Below are 20,960 nucleotides of genomic sequence, written 5' to 3'. Positions count from 1 at the left end.
TAAATGTGAAGGGTGCATTGGCCCCAAATTGGTGCAAGGATGCCACAGTCGATATTTGGGGATTAAACTGCCGTCCACACTGACATGTGTAACAAGAATAGGGTTGTTGCTGAACTGGACCTTGTCTAGGAGTAACACGTAACAAAGTAGACCAAGTGAAACAGGACCAGTCGACAATGCGCCTGCAGACGATTTTCGGTTTGATCATAATGACTGCTGCCGTGTCGGCCTGCGGACAGAATCAGAGTGCGGCTCCGAATCCCGCATTGTTGTATACAGATAGCACACGTACAGAAGAACGAGAGCTGAACAATCCAGAACGCACAACAATCTGGGACGTGTTCAACCGCGGGAATGCTGAACAGATCGTCAATGTGAATCGGTATTTGTGGGCCGCCTCACTGGATGTGTTGAATTTCCTCCCAATTCAGGAAGTTGATCCATTTACCGGCGTGATCGTAACCGGTTACGGCACGCCGCCTGGTGGCGGACGTTCTTATCGCGCGACCGTGCATATAAGCGACCCGGCCCTGGCGGCGCGGTCGCTTTCGGTGGCACTGCAAAGCAGCGGAGACGCTCCGGTCAGCGCTGCAACGGCCCGGGCGGTCGAGGATGCGATCCTGAACCGCGCACGACAGTTGCGCATTGCGGACAACAAACTCTAGCCACCCGCCGAAAATCACAATATTACCACGCCGGGTTCACGCCCGGCGTTTTCATTCACGAAGGACCGCACAATGTCGCGCTACTCGGCCACCGAAATCGAAGCAAAATGGCAAGAGGCCTGGGACAAGGCCGGGATCTTCACCGCCGACCATAAGGCGGACAAGCCGAAATATTATGTGCTTGAGATGTTCCCCTACCCGTCAGGGCGAATCCATATGGGGCATGTGCGCAACTATACGATGGGCGACGTCATTGCGCGTCACAAGCTCGCGACGGGGCATAACGTGCTGCACCCGATGGGCTGGGATGCCTTCGGGATGCCCGCAGAGAACGCCGCCATGGCCATTGGCGGCCACCCGAAAGACTGGACCTATAGCAACATCGCCGACATGCGCGGACAGATGAAGCCACTGGGCCTGTCGATCGATTGGTCCCGCGAATTCGCCACCTGTGACCCCGAATATTATGGCCAGCAGCAGGCTCTGTTCCTCGATATGCTCGATACTGGGTTGGTTTACCGCAAGAACGCCGTGGTGAACTGGGACCCGGTGGACATGACCGTTCTGGCCAATGAACAGGTGGAAAATGGACGTGGCTGGCGCTCGGGCGCGCTGGTGGAACGGCGCGAGCTGACGCAGTGGTTCTTCAAAATCTCGGACTATTCCGAAGAATTGCTGGATGCGCTTGATACGCTGGAGAACTGGCCTGCCAAAGTGCGGCTGATGCAGGAAAACTGGATCGGCAAGTCGCGCGGCCTGCAATTTGGCTTCGAACGTAGTGATGGTGGTGAGCCCATCACCGTCTATACGACTCGGCCCGATACGCTGTTGGGCGCGTCCTTTGTTGGTATTTCGCCGGATCACCCGATTGCCAAGCAGCTTGAGGCCGAAAACCCCGAAGTTGCTGAGTTTGTTGCCGAATGCCGCAAGGGTGGCACCACGGAAGAGGCCATCGAGACGGCCGAAAAGCTGGGTTACGACACCGGCATTCGCGTGCGTCACCCGCTGGACCCGAATTGGGAACTGCCGGTCTGGATCGCGAACTTTATCCTGATGGATTACGGCACCGGTGCAATCTTTGCCTGCCCCGCGCATGACCAGCGTGATCTTGATTTCTGCCGCAAGTATGGCCTGCCGGTCATCGACACCTTCTTTGCACTGGATGACGATACGCCGGTCGACAAGATCGCCTTTGTGCCGCCGAAAACTGAAAAAGTCCGCTGGCTGGACCATTTCGCAGGCCTGACCGAGGCCACGGGGGATGAGGCGATCAACGCCACCGTCGATTTCGCGGAAAAAGCAGGGTGGGGTGAAGGCGTCACCAAATATCGCCTGCGCGATTGGGGGCTCAGCCGTCAACGCTATTGGGGTTGCCCGATTCCGGTCGTGCATTGCGACAAATGTGGCACCGTGCCTGAGAAGAAAGAGAATCTGCCGATCGAATTGCCTTACGACGATGGCAACGGCAAACCCATCGACTTCTCGATCCCCGGCAACCCGCTGGACCGCCATGCCAATTGGCGTGACACCCCTTGCCCGTCTTGCGGCGCGCCTGCCAAGCGTGAAACCGATACGATGGACACCTTTGTCGATTCGTCGTGGTATTTTGCCCGTTTCACCGCGCCGCGTGCTGACACGCCCACCGATCTGGCCGAGGCCGAATACTGGATGAATGTCGACCAGTATATCGGCGGGATCGAGCACGCGATTCTGCACCTGCTCTATTCGCGCTTCTTCGCGCGGGCGATGAACATCACGGGTCATATGCCGAAGAAAGCCATCGAGCCGTTCAATGCTCTGTTCACGCAGGGCATGGTCACGCATGAGATCTATCAGACTCGCGACGCCAATGGCCGCCCGGTTTATCACCTGCCCGAAGATGTAACCGACGGAAAACTGGCCGACGGCACCGAGGTTGAGATTATCCCCTCAGCCAAAATGTCGAAATCAAAGAAAAACGTGGTCGACCCCGTCAGCATCATCTCGGCTTTCGGCGCGGATACCGCGCGCTGGTTCGTGCTGTCCGATTCGCCGCCCGAAAGGGATGTGGAATGGACCGCATCCGGGGCCGAGGCTGCGTTCAAGCACCTCAGTCGTGTGCATCGAATCGCCTCGGAAATCGCCGAATCGGATGTTCCGGCCAATGCCGAGAATGAAACCCTGCTGCGCGAGATGCACAAAGCCATCCATGACGTCACAGGCGGTGTCGAATCTTTCGGCTTCAATGCCTCTATCGCCAAGCTTTATGCTTTCACCAACACACTGGCCAAATCCAAGGCAGGCACCGCAGCCAAGCGCGAGGCCGCCAAAACACTGGCACAGCTGATGTCGCCGATGACCCCGCACCTGTCCGAGGAACTCTGGCAGCTGCTGGGTGGCGAAGGGCTGGTTGCCACGGCGCCATGGCCAATTGCGGATGCAACTATGCTGGTGGACGACACCGTCACCCTGCCGATCCAGATCAACGGCAAGCGCCGCGCGGAAATCAGCGTGGCCAAGGATATGCCCAAGGACGAGGTTGAAAAAATCGCGCTGAGCACCGAAGCTGTGCAAAAGGCGCTGGATGGCGCTACACCCAAGAAAGTAATCGTTGTACCTGGCCGGATCGTGAATGTCGTCGTTTAACCGCAGAACCTTGTTGCTGATGCCGCTGGCGCTTGCCGCCTGCGGGTTCGAACCTGTGTACGCTCCGGGCGGATCGGGCTCGGCCCTTTTTGGTCGCGTAGAAGTGTCGGCACCAAACACGGTCACCAGCTTTCTTCTGGTTGAAGATCTGGAACAAAAGCTTGGCCGTAGCGCAACATCCGGCAGTGAATACAGTCTGGACGTTTCCGTCGTGACCCAGACGGTGGCGGCATCGATCACCTCAACGAACGAAACCAACCGTCTTATCATCAACGGGACTGCCAACTATTCGCTTAGATCGAGCGCGACCGGGCAAATTCTTGCCTCGGGCTCGGTGACGGACTTCGTGGGGTATTCGGCTGCCGGTTCCACCGTATCCACCCTGGCTGATGAGCGGGATGCAACGCAGCGCCTGATGGTGATTCTGTCCGATCAGATCATCAGTCGGCTGTACGCCACGCCGGGCCTGTCCGCATGAAGCTGAGCCCGCGCGAGGCCGAGGGATATTTCTCGAGACCCGACGCGGACAAGACCGGGCTGTTGATCTACGGCGCGGATGCGATGCGTGTAGCGCTAAAGCGGCAACAGGTTTTGGCCGCTCTGCTGGGCGCCAATGCCGAAGAAGAGATGCGGTTGACCCGCCTGCCCGGAAGCGATCTGCGTGGCGATCCGGCCTTGTTGCTGGACGCGGTCAAGGCGGTCGGGTTCTTTCCCGGGCCACGCGCTGTATTCGTCGAAGACACAACCGACACGGCCGCCCCCGCAATCCTTGCCGCGCTGGAAGATTGGGTGGCTGGCGATGCCCAGATCATCGTCACCGCCGGGCAGCTCAAAGCCAGTTCCAAGATTCGCAAAGCGTTCGAATCGCACCGCTCGGCCTATGCGGTGGGCATCTATGACGACCCACCATCCAGGGCCGAAGTCGAACGAGTACTTTCTGAGGCCGGTTTGCAGAACATTCCACGCGATTCGATGGCCGCGATTGCTGAGCTGGCAACCGGTATAAGCCCCGGTGACTTTACCCAAACGATCGAGAAACTGTCGCTTTACAAGCGCGGTGACAGCTCCGACCTGACCATTGAAGACATCGAAGCCTGCGCGCCTCGTTCGACCGAAGCCGCACTGGACGATGTGCTGAACGTGGTTGCCGATGGTCGCGCGGGTGAAATCGGCCCGCTGATCCGACGTTTGCAATCGCAGGGAACCAATCCTGTCAGCCTGTGCATCGGCGCGACAAGGCATTTCCGCACTTTGTATGCATGCGCATCCGATCCGGGCGGAGCCGCGCAAGGCATCGGCAAGCTGCGCCCCCCGATCTATGGAAAGCGCCGCGACCGCATTCTGCGTCAGGCCCAAGGGTGGGGTGCGCCAAAACTGCAAACTGCATTGACTGTACTGACAGATACAGACTTGTCGCTGCGTTCGGCCGGGCAAACGGCACCGGCCATGGCATTGGTCGAACGTGCCATGATCCGTCTGGCGATGCTGGCGCGAACCCGCTAACCGCTTTGATCCAACCAATGCGCCGCCGAACGCCCAGCCCAACGGCCGGTCGCCAGGCAGGCTGTCAGAAGGTATCCCCCAGTTGGGGCCTCCCAATCCAGCATCTCGCCCGCGCAAAACACTCCGGGACATGCAGTCAGCATGAGCCCCTCATTAAGCGCCGCACGTGGCACGCCTCCTGCCGTGGAGATGGCCTCGTCCATCGGGCGCAGGCCCGAGTGTTTGATCTGCAGATGCTTGATCACGCTTACGTCTAGCGATGGGATCTGGCCATCGCGCTTGGACATTTCATGAAACAGGGCGACCTTTTGCGGAGACAGGTGCAGAGATTTCTTCAACCACTGCGACAGGGTCGTTTTCGATTTCTTTGACGCAAAACGGCTGCGCAACGTATCGGCATCCAAATCCGGAACCAAGTCGACAAAAAGCGGTGCTCTGTCACGCAAGGCCGGGGTCAGTGAATACAATCCGCCCCCTTCCAACCCTTTTGCCGACACCGCAGCCTCGCCCCGGCTTTCCAACTCTCCGGCCATCCACCGCACCGATTTCAAAGCCGCGCCAAAATGCGGCTGCATATGGGGGCTCCAATCTACGGAAACGGCTGAGTTTGCGGGTGCGAAAGGTGAGAGTGGTACGCCTTTACCCGTCAGCACCGATGCCCATGCTCCGTCTGATCCCAACCGCGACCAGCTTGCCCCGCCCAGCGCAAGAACTGTCACATCGGGGCACAGGTTCTGCCTGCCATCATCCGTGTCGAAAACGGCTTGGGCACCGTCCCAACCAACCCACCGCCAGCGTGTTCTGACTTGAACGCCTGCCTCTGCCAGCCGTGCCAGCCACGCCCGCAACAGCGGAGAGGCTTTCATCGATGTCGGAAACACCCGCCCGGTCGAGCCTGTGAACAGCACTTGCCCCAACCCTTGCGCCCATGTTTGCACGTCCGAGGCATCGAATTCGGCGATCATTGGTCGCAACCAGGTCGCAGCCTCACCATAGGACCCCAGCAAAGTCTCAAGTGGCTCGTCCTTGGTCAGATTCAACCCGGACTTCCCGGCCATCAGGAATTTTCGCGCCACCGAAGGCTTGGCCTCTGCCACAACAACAGAGTTCCCGGCTTTGGCCAGTTCCTCGGCTGCCATCAGGCCTGCGGGTCCGCCGCCGATCACCAGTGCCTGTGCCATCCCTGCCCTCTTGCCTTTCGCGCCACCTGACGCAACCTTACCCTCGTCATGACGAACAGCGATCCGATCTGCCCGCTCTGCAACCGCCCAATCCCGGACGGGGGCGGAAGCCTGCACCATCTGATCCCAAAACTCAAAGGGGGCAAGGGTGGACCTACCGTCCTGCTGCACCAGATCTGCCATAAAGAGGTGCATGCGACCCTGACCGAGGCGGAATTGGCCCGTGAATTCAACAGCGTCGAGGCTCTGCGCGCCCATCCGAGGTTGGAGAAATTCCTGAATTGGGTTCGCAAACGCCCGCCCGGCTTTCGCTCGAAAGTTCCGGGCAAGCGGCGCGGGCGTTGATCAGCCGGGATTAACCGGGTCGCCAAACGCGTCCCGCGTCGGCGCGGCAAGCCCCTGAAACTCCAACCCGCGATAATCGGGCACATTGGCAAACCTGACGCCTTTGACGTGTTGGAACTCCAACGTTGTGTAGGGGCGTTTCCATAGCCATTCGCGGTTTTCCACTGCCCACAAGTCAGCGTGTGGCGGAACATCGTCGGTAAACGCGTAAAAATGCAGATCAAAGCCGTATTGATCAATGTCTTGCACCGAAAGCAAACGCATACCGTTGGCGCGGCAAAATGCATCCTCTGCTGCTATATTTCCGGTTCGCAGGGTGATCTGGCCGATACAAGCCTGCGCAAACGGATCGCTCGGATCTGCTGCGTTTAGCGGCCGGTTGCCTTCAAAATCATGCTGAAGCAGCTCAATCACAAAGCCTTCGGGGTCTTTGAGGTGACACATGTACCCGATGTCCAGAAACTGTTTCGGGTCCGAAACCTCAATTCCCTTTTCGCGCAAAAATGCGGCCGCCAGATCGACATCCGGTACGGTGATGCCGATCTTCCAATAGCGTTGTCCGGTGTCATGGGTGTATCCGCCGCCGCCAGGCATCAGCAGCAAATCGGCGTCCTGCCCCGGATAGCCAATGCGCAGGCTCACTCCTTGAGTTTGCACCGACATTCCAAGAACGTCCGTATAAAATTTGCCCAGTTGTTCAGGATCGGCGACGCGCAGTCGCAGGCCAGACAACCTCATCGACACAGCCCTGCGATACCGGCAGCGATCTTGGGATCGGCGGCGGTGCTATCAGCGACCAGTTCACGCGCTGTCGGCATCAGCGCGTCCGGCGCCACCACACGGTCCACCAGACCAAAGGTATAAGCCTCATCCGCCGTGATCTTTTGACCGGCCATCAGGATCATCTTGGTGCGGGATGGCCCGATCAGGGCCGACATGCGCGCGGGATCAGACGGTTGCGGCAAAAACCCCAGTTTCATCACGGGATAGAAGAACTTGGCGGACGGGACCGCAATTCGAATATCGCAGGCCAGCACCATACCGTTCGCACCCCCAGCCAGGGTACCATTCAACGCGGCGACCGTCAGGCATGGCAGGGCAGCGATTGCGCCCGACAAACGCTCCCATACATCCGAAGTTGCAAGACCCGCGCGGGCCTCATCCAGATCGGCACCGGCACTGAATACTTTGCCGGCCCCAGTCAGGATCAACGCGCGCGCCTCGGAGGCGGCTTCAGCAATCTCGGCCAGCTCAGACAGAATCGCCCCTGTCAGCGCATTGGCTTTGCCGGGATTGTTCAAGGTAACAATCCACAAACCGTCTTCTTTGCTTAATTCGATCACGTCAGCCCTACCCTTTGTCGAATATCTTCACGCCGCAGCGAGATTTCGGTTCCCAAAAATTCATCCGCGTCTTCGGTACACATCCACAACAGCGCCTTGGCAGGCCAGTCGGCAGGGATATGGTCGCTCCAGTCCAACTGGCTGACAGCGTTTATGCCGCTGGTCTTGATGACCCGCTGCATGTCGGTTGCCACGGTGCCCGGTGACAGACCCATGGCGCGGATGCCGTGGATCGATTCCTCAAGATGTAAGCATTCTGTCAGCATCTTCGCTCCGGCCTTGGATGCGCAGTAATGGCTCCAGGCTTCGATCGGGTTCGAGGCCGCGCCGGATGATACGGTCAACACGGTGCCCCCACCTGCGGCGCGCATGACAGGCAGCGCCGCGCGCATTCCGTGGAACACACCCTTGAGGTTGATATCGATCGCCTTGTCCCAAGCCGCAACATCCGCGTTCGAAAGATGGAAGATCGGATCAATGACACCGGCGTTCCCGATCAGGACATCCAAACCGCCAAAGCGGTCGACGCAATCTGCCACCGCCTGTTCAACCTGCGCAAAATCACTGACGTCACATTCCAGCGCGATTACATTTTCGCCCAGCGCGGATGCCAGTGTGGCGATTTGATCGCGGCTGCGCGCGACCAGTGCCACGTTCGCGCCTGCTGCGGCAAAAACGCGCCCTGCCTCTGCTCCGATGCCGCGGCTGGCCCCGGTTATCAGTACGGTTTTCCCCTGCATTTGGTTCCTATACCTCCAACGGTTTGAATTTGTGTGAATGCTTACCGCGCGAATGGGTAAAGGGTCCAGTCCTTGCCCCTTGACGCCCGCCGTCACAAACACGACGATGCCCGCAAAATTATCTAGAAGGGTACTGTAATGTCCGTTTTCCTTCGCCGCAGTTGCGGTGCTGTTTTGGCTTATGCCGTTATCACACAAGGCGCACTTGCCGACCTGACCACGCAGGACGTCTGGAATGATTGGAAAACCTATCTGGGTCAGATGGGTTACACCATTTCGGGCGACCAGACCGTTGCAGGAAATGTCACGACGATTGCCAACATGGCCATGTCCATGGACTTACCGGAAGAAGAGGCAACTTTTCAGATGGTCGTTCCAGAAATGACCCTGACGGAAAATGGCGACGGTACGGTCAGTATTGGTTTCCCCGAGAATTTTCCCATGACGATTTCCGGAGAGGGGGACGGCGAAAAGTTCTCGGTCAATGTCGATTATTCGCAGAGCGAGATGACCATGGTCGTTTCGGGCTCCAAGGATGAGATGACCTACGACTATTCGGCCGATGCGATAGGCATCAAGCTGGATGGCCTGACTGTGGACGGTGAAAAGATGCCCGCTGATGCGCTGGCTCTCAGCCTGAACATGACAGATTTGGCTGGCAGCTCGGTCATGAAAATCGGTGAGAACCGTGACATTGATCAGAAGTTCACCGCGGGCGGGATGACCTATGATATGGCATTTCAGGACCCGGACAGCGACGACACGGCCAAAGTTGACGGCTCGATGAGCCAGCTGGCGTTTGAAGGTACAAACGTTATCCCGTCTGAATTCGACATCTCGGACCCGCAAGCCTTCTACAAGGCGGGCTTCTCGTTCTCGGGGCTGTTCACCTACGGATCCGGCCAGAACGCGATTGCAGGCACCAGCGAAGGCGAGGCTTTCTCGGTCGGAAGCGAGTCTCAGGGTGGCAAATTTGGCGCCAGCATCGACGCCGAGCGTCTTGCCTATGACATCGAGCAGAACAGCGCGAAAGTCGCAGTGACGACGGCCGACCTGCCCTTCCCGATCGAAATCGCGATGGAGAATGCCGGGTTCAAATTTGAAATCCCGGTACAGAAATCCGAGGAAATCCAACCGTTTGGTTTCGCGATGAACCTGACCGACTTCACCATGTCGGATATCCTGTGGAGCATGTTCGACCCAGCAGGTGCTCTGCCGCGCGACCCGGCGACCATTGCGCTGGACGCCACCGGAACCGCCAAGGTTCTGTTGAACATCTTTGATCCTACCGCAGTCGAAAACCTGGATACATCTGACGCAGCACCGGGCGAGTTGCACTCGCTGAAGATCAACGAACTGTTGGTGTCTCTGGTCGGAGCCAAGCTGACAGGTGAAGGCGATTTCACCTTCGACAACTCCGACGTCTCAGAGTTCGACGGAATGCCCACGCCGACCGGCGTTGCCAAGCTGAAACTGAATGGTGCCAACGCCCTGATCGACAAGCTGATCGAGATGGGACTGGTGTCGGACAGCGATGCAATGGGCGCGCGGATGATGATGGGTCTGATGGCCGTACCGGGTGACGAGCCCGACACGCTGAATTCGGAAATCGAATTCACTGCGGACGGTCAGATTCTGGCGAACGGCCAACGTATCAAGTAACACTTCGGGAAGGCGGTACCGCTGCCTTCCCAAACCTTCGCCCGTGGTGCGGACTCCGGCACCAGGCGCATCGTGCCGAATTCCATTTCAATAGTTTGCTCAACCTAAAATAGCCGCAGGCCTTGCGAGACCGGCGGTCCAAGGCTAGGTCGAATGCACACAGACCGGAGGCCTCATGACCTGCACACCAGAAGAAATCAGCCATAACCTGCTGGACGCGGCCCGCAAAGCCGGGGCCGAAGCGGCGGATGCCATCGTTCTGGATGGCTCATCGGTATCGGTTGAAGTCCGCTGTGGCGCGCTGGAGCACGCGGAACGGTCCGAAGGCACCGACCTGGGACTGCGTGTGTTTCTGGGCAAGCGGCAGGCGATCGTCTCAAGTTCGGACAGTCGCCCCGAAACGCTGACGGCGATGGCGCAACGTGCAGTGGCCATGGCGAGCGAAGCTCCGGAAGATCCTTTTACAGGGTTGGCCACGCCCGACCAGCTTGCAAAAGACTGGGATATCGCGGCGCTGGAACAATTCGACCCGACGCCGGAACCGTCGGCAGATGCGCTTTTGCAGGATGCGTTGGCTGCCGAAGCTGCCGCTATGGCAATTCAGGGTGTGTCCCAGGTATCGGACGCTGCGGCTGCCTATGGAACCCACCGCGTGCATCTGGCTGCCACAAATGGCTTTTCCGGCGGGTATTCCCGGAGCAGCCGCTCGACCTCTTGCGTTGCTATCTCGGGCGAAGGCACAGGGATGGAACGCGACTATGACGGCGACAGCCGCACGTTCCAAAGTGACCTGCGCAGCCCTGATGAGATTGGCCGCTCGGCAGGTGAACGCGCCGTTGCACTGATTGGGGCACAAAAACCCGCGACAGGCACATTCCCTGTCCTGTTTGACGAGCGGATCTCGTCTTCGCTGATCGGTCATCTGTTGGCCGCCAGCAACGGTGCCGCCATTGCCCGTGGTGCGTCATGGCTGAAGGACAGTCTGGGAGAGCAGGTCCTGCCTGAACACCTGTCACTGATCGAAGACCCGCACCGCCCGCGTATCTCAGGCTCTCGCCCCTTTGACGCCGAAGGATTGCCAACACAGCGAAGGGCCGTTGTTGAAAACGGAGTGCTGACCGGTTGGACACTGGATTTGGCCAGCGCACGAAAACTGGGCATGACCTCGACCGGGAATGCGGCGCGTGGCGTGTCTGGCCCCCCGTCGCCCAGCAACTGGAACCTGAGCCTGACCCAGGGCACGCACAGCCGGGACGATCTGCTGCGTGACATGGGAACCGGCCTGCTGGTGACCTCGATGATCGGATCGACGATCAACCCCAATACGGGCGACTACTCACGTGGGGCATCAGGCTTTTGGGTCGAAAACGGGGAAATCACCCACCCTGTCAACGAATGCACGATCGCTGGCAATCTGCGTGACATGCTGAAACGGATTATTCCGGCAAATGACGCACGTACGTACTTGTCCCGCGTGGTGCCATCGATCCTGATCGAAGGAATGACACTTGCCGGCACCTGACCTGCAACTGCTGATTGACGCCGCATTGGAAGCCGGAAAGATCGCCACTCGGTTTTCGGGGACCACGGCGCAACGCTGGGATAAACCCGACGGAGCCGGCCCGGTGACCGAAGCAGATCTGGCCGTCAACGCGATGCTTGAGCAAATGCTGCCCGCAGCGCGTCCGGGGTATGGCTGGCTTAGCGAAGAGACTGAGGATTCAGCTGACAGGCTGTCGAAAGACCGTGTTTTCATCATTGATCCCATCGACGGCACCCGCAGCTTTGCCGAAGGCTCGCGGACCTGGGCCCATTCCTTGGCCATCGCCGAACAGGGCGAAGTGACGGCCGCTGTGATCTACCTGCCTTTGCGAAACCTGCTTTATGCCGCATCAAAAGGTCAGGGTGCTACACTCAACGCTGAAAAGATTCGGGTCAGCGAACTCGGTGTGTTGGAAAGCGCCGAGGTGTTGGCCGCGAAACCCAACATGCAGCCGCAACACTGGCGTCAGGGGCAGGTACCCGAGTTCAAACGGAACTACAGGCCATCTCTGGCCTATCGCATGGCCCTTGTTGCACAGGGACGATTTGACGGGATGATGACCCTCAGGCCCAGTTGGGAATGGGACATCGCCGCCGGTGATCTGATAATACGCGAAGCGCTCGGCCGGTGTTCGGACCGCGCGGGGCTGCCTCTGCGGTTCAACAATGCAATTCCGCGTCTGAACGGTGTGATCGCTGCGGGTTCAGGTGTTTATGGGCTACTGTCGGAACAACTCGAACCGGAAAGCCCTGGAATCGCACCATGAGCAAGCCACGCTCGTTAAGCCTTGCCGCCTATCGCGTGCTGTCCTGGGGTATGCAGAATACCGCCAGCAACGGCGATATTGCGCGCCCCGAAGGCGAGGTTCTGTGGATTCACATCAACGCTTGGGAACGGCACCGCGCCATTGTCGACTTCTGCCAAAGACTGCAGCAGGCGCGCCCCACCCTATCGGTGGTTCTGACCGCGCCACCCGATGCAGATCTGACAAGATGGGCCAGCAGCGGATACCCCCTGGTCAACCTCCCCACCGAACAAACCGGGGCCGCGCGCGCGTTTCTGGACCATTGGCAGCCGGATATCGGAATATGGGTCGGGGGCGGCCTGATGCCCAATTTGATCACACGCGCCGAGGAACGTGGGATTCCCCTGATGTTGATCGAAGCACAGGCGGACGTGAAAATCGCACGGGGCGGTCGTTGGTTGCCCGATATCACAAGATACACGATTGACTGTTTTCAGACGATCCTGTGCACGACACCGGAAATCGCCCGTCAAATTCGGCGGCTAGGCGTCGCTTCGAACAAGGTGCAAGAGGCACCGCCCCTTCATGTCAGCCCAAACCCGCGCCCATGGCCCGAGGACGAGCTGATCGAAGTGAACCATGCGCTGTCTGGCCGACCGGTCTGGTTGGCGGCGTGGGTCCAGGACAAAGAATTCATCTCGGTCCTCAGCGCGCATAGACAGGCAATGCGCATGCTGCCGCGTTTGGCATTGGTGTTGCAAGTGGCCGACATTACCGAAGCCGGGCCACTGCACCGGCGGCTTGAGGCGATGGATCTGCGCTGCACCAACTGGGATGAAAGCGGGACGATCGAAGATATGACTCAGGTGATCCTCTCCGCCGTGCCCGAGGATCTGGGCCTTTGGCAGCGGGTATCGCCCGTTACCTTCATAGGCAGCTCTCTGGAACGCGGCGCCGGGGGCGCGGACCCGCTGATCGCCACGGCGCTGGGCTCTGCCGTGATCCACGGCCCATTTGTGCACAGCCAACAACAGCTATACGATCAGCTCGACCGGGCGGGGGCCGCGCGCACGGTCAGGTCCGCCACCGAGCTGGGCGATGCAGTGGTGGAACTGTTGGCACCGGATCAGGCCGCCAATATGGCGCTGGCCGGGTGGCAGATCGTTACCGAGGGTGCGCCGCAGGCGGATCACCTGATCGACATGATTCAGGACTATCTGGACCAGCGGAGTGCAGACGATGCGAGCACCTGATTTCTGGAATACCGCGCCAGATCGGCTGGACCTGCGCGCACGGCTACTGGCACCGCTTGGGCGACTCTATGCCGGCGCTACGGCGCGCCGGGTCGCCTCGGAATCCGGCATTAACCCGGGCGTTCCGGTCATTTGTATTGGCAACCTGAACGCGGGCGGCACCGGCAAGACCCCGACTGTGATCTGGGTAATCGAGCAATTGCGCGATGCCTGGCATGAGACACATGTGGTCACGCGCGGCCATGGCGGCTCGCTCGAAGGGCCGGTGCGCGTGGACCCGGGCAAGCATACCGCGGCGCAGGTCGGGGATGAGCCCCTGTTGCTGGCGGCTTTTGCCGATGTCTGGGTCGCCAAAGACCGCGCTGCTGGAGCAAAGGCAGCCGCCGCGGCTGGTGCCACAGTCATCGTGCTTGACGACGGGTTTCAAAACCCCTCGGTGGCCAAGGATTTCTCGGTCATTGTGGTGGACGCATCGCGCGGATTTGGCAATGGACTATGCCTGCCGGCTGGACCCCTGAGGGAACCGGTGGAAGTCGGATTATGGCGCGCTGATCTGGTGCTGTCCCTTGGCGAGGCTGATGCCCAAACCGAGTTTGCCGAACGCTGGGGGAAAAAACTGTCCGTCCCACATGCGACCGGCGCGGTTGAGCCGTTGCAAACCGGCATGGATTGGAGCGATACGCCTGTTCTTGCCTTTGCAGGCATCGGACACCCCGAGAAGTTCTTCGCCACTTTGCGCCAACAAGGCGCGACCTTGCTGCGGGCCGAAGCGCTGGATGATCACCAGCCGCTGACACCCGCCCTGATGACCCGTCTTGAAAACGAAGCCCGCTTGTTGCGCGCCCAAATGGTCACCACGGAAAAAGACGCCGTTCGCCTGCCCGCTGCATTTCGCAGCAAGGTCATCACGCTTCCGGTTCGTCTGAAGGTCGATGAGGCGGACAAGGTCAGGCAGATGCTTTTGCAGATCGCCCCGTCGCCCTGAAGGACGACCGGCCCGGATTGAGCCGGTCGTAAAAGCAATTAGCTGCCCAGTTCGTCTTCGATCAGCTTTTTGAAGCCGTCATAGGACTGATTCTCAACCGACTTGCCATTCACTATGAAGGATGGGGTCGCCTGAATACCGTCGCGCTCGGCGTTTTCCTGATACCAGGCCACCAGCGTCTGCGCGCGGGTTCCGTCCTGCAGACAGGCTTCAAGCTGATCATTGTCGATACCAGCCAGACGCCCGATTTTGCGCAGCTCGTCCACGATTTCAGCGGGACCACCGGCTTTGGTCCACTCGGACTGACCTTCGTAGATCAGGTCGGAGATGCCAAAGAACTTTTCGGGCCCGCCGCAGCGTGCAACCATCGACGCCCACAGGCCATAGCGGTCAAAGTAGACCTCGCGATAGATGAACTTCACCTTACCTGTGTCGATGAAATCCTTCTTGAGCTGCTTGTACGCTCCCGTGTGGAAATTCGCACAATGCGGGCAGGTATAGGACGCATATTCGATGATCTCGACTGGTGCGTCTTCGGCGCCCAGAGTCATCTCGACGATGGTCGAGGTGTCCAGATCGGCCTCTTGCGCCTCGGCGCTGCTAATCAGCGGATAGGCGGGGTTGGAATTTGACAGCGACAGCCAATAACCGCCAGCGGCCACGGCGACGGCCGCACAAATTCCGGTTGCAATACGGCTCATTTCTCAGCCCTTTCTCAGCGTTTTTGCTTGGATAAAACGTTACGGCCCAGACGTTCAAGGGCTGCGCGCAGATCACCATCGTGAACTTCTTGCGCAGCGCGGTCTGCCTCGGCTGCTATTTCTGGTTCGATCTTGGGTTTCGCTTGTTTCGGCTTGTGGTCGAAACTGGCCTGCCCCTCGGCAAATCCTGTCGGAGCGGTCTGGGTGATGCGCACCCGGCTGATGGCATTATAGCCATAGACCGCGTTCACCTTGCCGCGCAATTGTTCCTTCTGCATCTCCAGCATCGGGGCCTGCGGTCCGGTGGTCAGAACCGTCAGCGTGGCACCAATGCCACCCTTCCCGTAACCCACTTTTACCGGTCGCGCGATAGCGGCCATGTCTTGTCCAACAATCTCGGACCAATGGGTCAGCAGGCGTGATACGGCAAAGCCCCGGCTTTCACCGGCGCGCCTGATCTGGTCGTTCAGCAATGTCGCGGTGCGTTTGAACCCGCGGGTCGAAGAACGTCTGCGCTGCATCTGGTTTCCAACTCCTGCACCGCTATTGTAAAGGGCAGGACAACAGGCGCCAGCGAAACCCGACAGGGAGATAGATAAAACTTGCGTGACTCCGGTGAATTTGACGTGAGCAGTGCGCTGCTGGATTGGTACGACCGCCATGCCCGCGAGATGCCTTGGCGCGTAGCTCCTGCCGATCGGGCTGCGGGCGTGATGCCCGACCCCTACCGCATATGGTTGTCCGAGGTCATGCTGCAGCAGACCACTGTTGCGGCTGTGCGCGACTATTTCGTGCGGTTCACAACCCGTTGGCCAACGGTCGAAGCGCTGGCGGCGGCGCCCGACGATCAGGTCATGGGGGAATGGGCGGGGCTTGGCTATTACGCTCGTGCCCGCAATTTGTTGAAATGCGCCCGGGTCGTGGCCGAACAGCATGGTGGAACGTTCCCCGATACCTACGACGCGCTCCTCAATTTGCCGGGGATCGGTCCCTACACCGCCGCTGCAATTTCCGCCATCGCCTTCGACCGGCCCGAAACCGTGTTGGACGGCAACGTGGAACGGGTTATGGCCCGACTTTTCGACATTCACGACCCTTTGCCCGGTTCAAAACCGCAACTGAAAAAGCATGCGGCTGCGCTTACGCCTGTCACTCGCCCGGGTGATTATGCGCAGGCGGTCATGGACCTGGGGGCAACAATCTGCACACCAAAATCTCCGGCCTGCGGTATCTGCCCGGTGCAAGCCCCCTGCGCCGCTCGCGCCGCCGGAACGCAATCCGATTTGCCACACAAGACTCCAAAAAAGCCCAAACCCACGCGATATGGCCATGTCTATATAGCCCAAGGCGATAACGGAGCCTTTCTGATGGAACGTCGTCCCGACAAGGGGCTGCTGGGTGGCATGCTGGGCTGGCCGGGTTCAGAATGGTCAGACGGACCGGCCGAGGCACCGCCCTTTCCGTGCGAATGGCAGGTGCTGCCGGGTGAGGTACGCCACACCTTTACCCACTTCCACCTGATCCTGCGGATCTGGACGACCGCGCTGCCGGTCGGCTGGTCGCATGACGATCTGATTGTCATGGAAAAACACGCTTTCCGCCCCAATGACCTACCTACTGTTATGCGCAAAGCGTATGACCTCTGGCGCTCTACGTAACCCATTGTGTGGCATTGCCGGGTGGGGCTAGTCTGCCCACAGTTTCTCGGAGCGAAGCGATGATCGCATCAGACAGTCTGTCACGCTGGCAAGCGGCATTGCCCTTCTGGGTGTCCTTCCTGCTGATCCCCGTCATCTGGCTTACCGCCGTTGCCGGAGGCTGGTGGGTCTTGCTTGTGCCTCTTTCGACTTGGTGGGCGTTTGCAGTTCTGGATCGGTTAACGGGGCTGAACCTTGAAAATGCCGATCCGGCCACGCCGGACGGCGGTCTCAAATGGTACATTCTGCTGACCAAGGCATGGGCCCCGGTTCAGTTTCTTACGCTGTTTGGGTTGCTCTGGTACGCCACTCATACCGATCACCTGTCTGTTTTTAGCAAGATTGGATTGTTTTTCGGGATGGGTGTGATCTCGGGCACCATCGGGATCAACTACAGCCATGAACTGATGCACCAGAAAGGGCGGTCGGAACGTTGGCTGGGTGATATTTTACTGGCCATGGTGTTATATTCTCACTTCCGGTCAGAGCACCTGCTGGTTCACCATCGCTATGTCGGAACACCACGCGATCCGGTCACTGCACGGTACAATGAAGGGTTTCACCGCTTCTATCCGCGCGTTCTGTGGCAGTGCCTTGCGTCCGCCTTCCACGCAGAACGGGACAAGCTGGCTCGCAAGCAACGTCCGTGGACCGATACGGCAAACCCGTTCTGGCGCTATTGGGCGCTTCAGGCAGGCATGCTGCTGTTGGCTTTCTTGGTCGGGGGATGGGCGGGCGTTGCCCTCTTCCTGGTGCAAGCGGGCGTCGCCATATGGCAGCTGGAACTGGTGAACTACGTCGAACATTACGGCCTGACCCGCAAACACCTTGGGGACGGCAAGTACGAGCATGTCCAGCCGCGCCACTCGTGGAACGCCTCGCAAAAAGCGTCGAACTGGCTGCTGATCAACCTGCAGCGTCACTCGGACCATCACCACAAACCCAACCGGCGCTTTCCGCTGCTGCAGCATCATTCGGAAGATGCGGCCCCGCAACTTCCCTATGGCTATCCGGTTATGACCGTCGCTGCGATGGTCCCGCCGCTTTGGCGGCGCGTCATGAACCCCCGCGTTCGGGCCTGGCGGCGTCAATATTATCCCGAAGTCACCGATTGGAAACCGTACAACAGATCTCTCAACCCGTTGCCGCGTTCGTGACCGCAGCGCGCGCCCGCGCGCTGCCCGGCCCAACAGAATGACGCGCATCTCTGATGCGTGTCAGATCGGCGGGAGCTGCCCGTTCTACTGCGCCCAGATATCCATAGTGCCCTGCACCCCGCGGACTGGCTGGCTTTCATGCTTCACAAAACCTGCTGTCAGGTCGGCGGCGTTATTGCCCTCCTGCATCACCTGTGCCCGGACCGCGTCACTCAGCACCACGCGAACACCAAGGTCACGCGTCATCGCTTCGAGCTTGGCAGAGACATTCACCGCATCCCCGATAACCGCAAATTCCAGTCGGTTCGCTCCGATATCTCCTAATACAACCGAGCCATAGTGAACCCCAATTCCCACGCGAATTTCCGGCTCACCTGCCCGCCGCCGCTCCAGGTTCCAGCGATCAATCACATCCACCATATCGCGCGCGCAAGCCACCGCGTTACTGGCATCCAATGGGGTCGTCACCGGTGTACCGAATGTGGCCATCAAACCATCCCCAAGATATTTGTCCAACGTGCCATGATGGCGAAACACTTCGGTTTCCATTCGGGCGTGAAACCCACGCAAAACTTCGATGACTTCATAGGGGTCGCGCCCGGCCGCGAATTTGGTAAACCCCACGATGTCGATGAACAAAACGGCGATGTCTTCTTTGCGAACCTGCTTGAGCGGCTCATCATTCTGGCTGAGTTCGTCCACGACGTTCGGAGAGAAATATCGCGACAGGTTTGCACGCTCCCTCTCGAGCCCAGCATTTGTCATCAACAATCGATTGAGCCGCCGCATCGAGATACCAAGCGTAACCGCAACCATCAGGAATACGATCACCTGCTGAATACGCTGAGGGACCATAAAACTGTTGGGGTCCAGCAACTCCGCGACATCCGGATATCCGGCCAATGCCTCATACACGCGCTCACTGATGCCCGGAATTGGCGTAGCCACCCACCAGGCGATGATCCAACCTACCGTCCACATCGTCGCCGTCCATGTGCCGATAGCCACGACCGTGCGCCACGAATAGGCCAGAGTTCCCGCTGCCAGAATGATGAAGAAATACTGGAAGTTGTCGAACCGGTATTGCATTGCCAGCGGTCGAACATCATCGCTGAACGGGTTTGGCACGATCATCCCCAAAGTCATGATCAGCAAGTCGACGAAGATCAGCAAAAGCTCGACCCGTGACTGGCCCACGCTGCCAGCCCGCCGGATCAACCAACCATTGGCGCAAATCAATAACAGGATGAAGTGATACCACAGAACGTCCCAATGGGGGTTCAGGTAGATCAACAAAATGCCGGTAAGGCCCATCGCCACCCAGCGGGCGCGGACGGCCAGTTCCAACCCTTCACGCTTGTGCCGTTCCAGCGCTGCCTCGGTGTACTTGTTGTCCAGATCATACTTGTCTGGCTGTGTTACAAAAAACCGCCCAAATCGGGATTCGCTGGCTGTGGTATCCGACATTGCCATGGTTCCTTCCGTAAGCAGCAGGACAAGGAATCTCATATCGGAACTGAATGAGGAATAAAACAAAAGACCCCGCCGAGATCGGCGGGGCAAGGCGTAGTGCCTTGTGTCAGGCCACAGGCACCGGCGGTATTCTTGAAATCAGTTGTGCATCTCGGCCCGGATCTGCTGACGCAAAACGTCGATCGGCACCGTTTTGCCATCGCGCTTGAAGCACCAATAGGTCCAGCCATTGCACGAGGGCGCGTTTTCCAGATGTGCCCCGACCTGGTGGATCGAGCCTTTGACGTTGTCGCCAACCAACGTTCCGTCAGCCCGAACCTTGGCCTTGTGGCGTTGGTTCATGGAATAAAGCTCTTCACCTGGGCGCAGCATGCCGCGTTCAACCAACTGACCGAAGGGCACGCGCGGCTCAGCGCGTTTGCTGGCGCTGACTTCCAGTGCCTCACGGTCGAACTTGCGGACTTTGGAAATCCGCTTCTCAGCGACCTTGCGATAGCTTTCCTCGCGCTCGATCCCGATGAATTCGCGGCCCAGCATCTTGGCGACAGCACCGGTTGTGCCTGTGCCAAAGAACGGATCCAGAATAACATCGCCCGGGTTGGTCGATCCGATCAGGACACGGTGCAACAGGGATTCCGGCTTTTGCGTCGGGTGCGCCTTGTCGCCGTTTTCATCCTTGAGGCGCTCATGCCCGGTGCAGATTGGCAGAACCCAATCGCTGCGCATCTGAATGCCTTCGTTCAGTGCTTTCAGAGCTTCGTAATTGAACGTGTACTTGGCACCTTCGCGTTTTGAGGCCCAGATCATCGTCTCATGCGCGTTGGTAAGCCGCTTGCCGCGGAAATTCGGCATCGGGTTCGACTTGCGCCAGACAACGTCGTTCAGAATCCAGTATCCGGCGTCCTGCAGGGCTGTGCCAACGCGGAAAATGTTGTGGTAGGAGCCAATCACCCAAATCGCGCCATTGGGCTTGAGCAGACGATGCGCCGCTTTCAGCCATTCGCGGGTGAACTGGTCATAAACACCAAAGCTTGAAAACTGATCCCAGTGATCGTCGACCGCGTCAACCTGGCTGTTATCGGGGCGGTGCAACTGGCCTTTTAGCTGCAGATTATACGGGGGATCCGCGAAAATCAGGTCAACCGACTCCGCGGGCAGACTGTTCATCACATCGATGCAGTCCCCGGATAGAATCGTGTTTAAAGGGAGCGCTGTTGCGCCCTTTTTGGTTGTCGTTGTCATATCTCTGCCTCAAGTTCCACGGCGCTTTTGCGCTCATTTGGTTGAGACAAGGATGAGTCAAAGTCGATTCGCCGTCAATTTCTTTTTTGAATCAGCGGCT

Annotated in this window: 20 protein-coding genes; 12 read left to right on the top strand and 8 right to left on the bottom strand. The window is 58.9% G+C overall.

The genetic code is table 11. From position 1 onward, the window contains the following. The first annotated feature begins 176 nt into the window (after positions 1 to 176). The 4 genes from AC2FIS_RS14795 to holA all read left to right on the top strand — a co-directional run bounded on the left by AC2FIS_RS14795 (position 177) and on the right by holA (position 4,793). Positions 177 to 665 (top strand): DUF3576 domain-containing protein, encoded by a 489-nt coding sequence (locus AC2FIS_RS14795; RefSeq protein WP_496774104.1) that lies wholly within the window; start codon positions 177 to 179, stop codon positions 663 to 665. Between the two features lie 72 nt (positions 666 to 737). Continuing rightward, a complete protein-coding gene (gene leuS / locus AC2FIS_RS14790; RefSeq protein WP_496774103.1) occupies positions 738 to 3,290 on the top strand; it encodes a leucine--tRNA ligase in 2,553 nt (850 codons plus the stop codon). Next, positions 3,277 to 3,768: an LPS assembly lipoprotein LptE gene (lptE, locus tag AC2FIS_RS14785; RefSeq protein ID WP_496774102.1), complete on the top strand. Its 492-nt coding sequence runs from the start codon at positions 3,277 to 3,279 to the stop codon at positions 3,766 to 3,768. Before leuS ends, lptE begins: the two co-directional genes overlap by 14 nt. Beyond that, entirely contained in the window at positions 3,765 to 4,793 is a 1,029-nt protein-coding gene (gene holA, locus AC2FIS_RS14780; RefSeq protein WP_496774100.1) for a DNA polymerase III subunit delta, read from the top strand. Before lptE ends, holA begins: the two co-directional genes overlap by 4 nt. Here holA and AC2FIS_RS14775 read toward each other — a convergent pair. Further along, positions 4,790 to 5,974: a TIGR03862 family flavoprotein gene (locus AC2FIS_RS14775; RefSeq protein ID WP_496774099.1), complete on the bottom strand. Its 1,185-nt coding sequence runs from the start codon at positions 5,972 to 5,974 to the stop codon at positions 4,790 to 4,792. The genes holA and AC2FIS_RS14775 overlap by 4 nt on opposite strands. Positions 5,975 to 6,022: 48 nt before the next feature. On the opposite strand from AC2FIS_RS14775, the gene AC2FIS_RS14770 reads away from it, so the two are divergent. Then, positions 6,023 to 6,319 carry a hypothetical protein gene (locus AC2FIS_RS14770; RefSeq protein ID WP_058272576.1) on the top strand — a complete coding sequence of 99 codons (297 nt, stop codon included), beginning with the start codon at positions 6,023 to 6,025 and terminating at the stop codon, positions 6,317 to 6,319. Here AC2FIS_RS14770 and AC2FIS_RS14765 read toward each other — a convergent pair whose 3' ends face one another. From AC2FIS_RS14765 to AC2FIS_RS14755, 3 genes are read right to left on the bottom strand one after another with little or no spacing between them, the layout of a single operon-like run. Continuing rightward, entirely contained in the window at positions 6,320 to 7,057 is a 738-nt protein-coding gene (locus tag AC2FIS_RS14765) for a VOC family protein (RefSeq protein WP_496774098.1), read from the bottom strand. It lies immediately after the preceding gene. Continuing rightward, a complete protein-coding gene (locus AC2FIS_RS14760; RefSeq protein ID WP_496774096.1) occupies positions 7,054 to 7,662 on the bottom strand; it encodes an enoyl-CoA hydratase/isomerase family protein in 609 nt (202 codons plus the stop codon). The genes AC2FIS_RS14765 and AC2FIS_RS14760 overlap by 4 nt, the downstream gene beginning before the upstream one ends. Further along, entirely contained in the window at positions 7,659 to 8,402 is a 744-nt protein-coding gene (locus AC2FIS_RS14755) for an SDR family oxidoreductase (protein WP_496774095.1), read from the bottom strand. Before AC2FIS_RS14755 ends, AC2FIS_RS14760 begins: the two co-directional genes overlap by 4 nt. Before the next feature lie 138 nt (positions 8,403 to 8,540). Here AC2FIS_RS14755 and AC2FIS_RS14750 point away from each other — a divergent pair, with 138 nt between their 5' ends. From AC2FIS_RS14750 to lpxK, 5 genes are all read left to right on the top strand, one after another. Continuing rightward, positions 8,541 to 10,064, top strand: coding sequence for a DUF2125 domain-containing protein (locus AC2FIS_RS14750; RefSeq protein WP_496774094.1), 1,524 nt, complete (start codon positions 8,541 to 8,543; stop codon positions 10,062 to 10,064). A gap of 175 nt (positions 10,065 to 10,239) precedes the next feature. Next, a complete protein-coding gene (locus AC2FIS_RS14745; protein ID WP_496774093.1) occupies positions 10,240 to 11,586 on the top strand; it encodes a TldD/PmbA family protein in 1,347 nt (448 codons plus the stop codon). Beyond that, entirely contained in the window at positions 11,573 to 12,373 is an 801-nt protein-coding gene (locus AC2FIS_RS14740) for an inositol monophosphatase family protein (protein WP_496774092.1), read from the top strand. The genes AC2FIS_RS14745 and AC2FIS_RS14740 overlap by 14 nt, the downstream gene beginning before the upstream one ends. Beyond that, positions 12,370 to 13,605 (top strand): 3-deoxy-D-manno-octulosonic acid transferase, encoded by a 1,236-nt coding sequence (locus AC2FIS_RS14735; protein WP_496774091.1) that lies wholly within the window; start codon positions 12,370 to 12,372, stop codon positions 13,603 to 13,605. Before AC2FIS_RS14740 ends, AC2FIS_RS14735 begins: the two co-directional genes overlap by 4 nt. Next, a complete protein-coding gene (gene lpxK, locus AC2FIS_RS14730; RefSeq protein ID WP_496774089.1) occupies positions 13,592 to 14,590 on the top strand; it encodes a tetraacyldisaccharide 4'-kinase in 999 nt (332 codons plus the stop codon). The genes AC2FIS_RS14735 and lpxK overlap by 14 nt, the downstream gene beginning before the upstream one ends. A 38-nt stretch (positions 14,591 to 14,628) precedes the next feature. Here the strand turns inward: lpxK and AC2FIS_RS14725 are convergent, their stop codons facing one another. Beyond that, a complete protein-coding gene (locus AC2FIS_RS14725) occupies positions 14,629 to 15,291 on the bottom strand; it encodes a DsbA family protein (RefSeq protein ID WP_496699425.1) in 663 nt (220 codons plus the stop codon). Between the two features lie 14 nt (positions 15,292 to 15,305). After that, positions 15,306 to 15,812, bottom strand: a complete 507-nt coding sequence (locus AC2FIS_RS14720; protein ID WP_496699430.1) for a DUF721 domain-containing protein — start codon at positions 15,810 to 15,812, stop codon at positions 15,306 to 15,308. 81 nt (positions 15,813 to 15,893) lie between these two features. On the opposite strand from AC2FIS_RS14720, the gene mutY reads away from it, so the two are divergent. Then, positions 15,894 to 16,949 (top strand): A/G-specific adenine glycosylase, encoded by a 1,056-nt coding sequence (mutY, locus tag AC2FIS_RS14715; RefSeq protein ID WP_496774088.1) that lies wholly within the window; start codon positions 15,894 to 15,896, stop codon positions 16,947 to 16,949. A 59-nt stretch (positions 16,950 to 17,008) separates the two neighbouring features. Continuing rightward, positions 17,009 to 18,145 carry an alkane 1-monooxygenase gene (locus AC2FIS_RS14710; RefSeq protein WP_496774086.1) on the top strand — a complete coding sequence of 379 codons (1,137 nt, stop codon included), beginning with the start codon at positions 17,009 to 17,011 and terminating at the stop codon, positions 18,143 to 18,145. 84 nt (positions 18,146 to 18,229) lie between these two features. Here AC2FIS_RS14710 and AC2FIS_RS14705 read toward each other — a convergent pair whose 3' ends face one another. Next, positions 18,230 to 19,612: an adenylate/guanylate cyclase domain-containing protein gene (locus tag AC2FIS_RS14705; RefSeq protein ID WP_496774084.1), complete on the bottom strand. Its 1,383-nt coding sequence runs from the start codon at positions 19,610 to 19,612 to the stop codon at positions 18,230 to 18,232. 144 nt (positions 19,613 to 19,756) lie between these two features. After that, positions 19,757 to 20,860: a site-specific DNA-methyltransferase gene (locus AC2FIS_RS14700; protein ID WP_496774083.1), complete on the bottom strand. Its 1,104-nt coding sequence runs from the start codon at positions 20,858 to 20,860 to the stop codon at positions 19,757 to 19,759. Positions 20,861 to 20,960: the final 100 nt, after the last annotated feature.

The sequence above is a fragment of the Ruegeria sp. CDSB113 genome (assembly GCF_059611045.1).
This window is presented reverse-complemented; position numbering and strand designations above follow the sequence as displayed.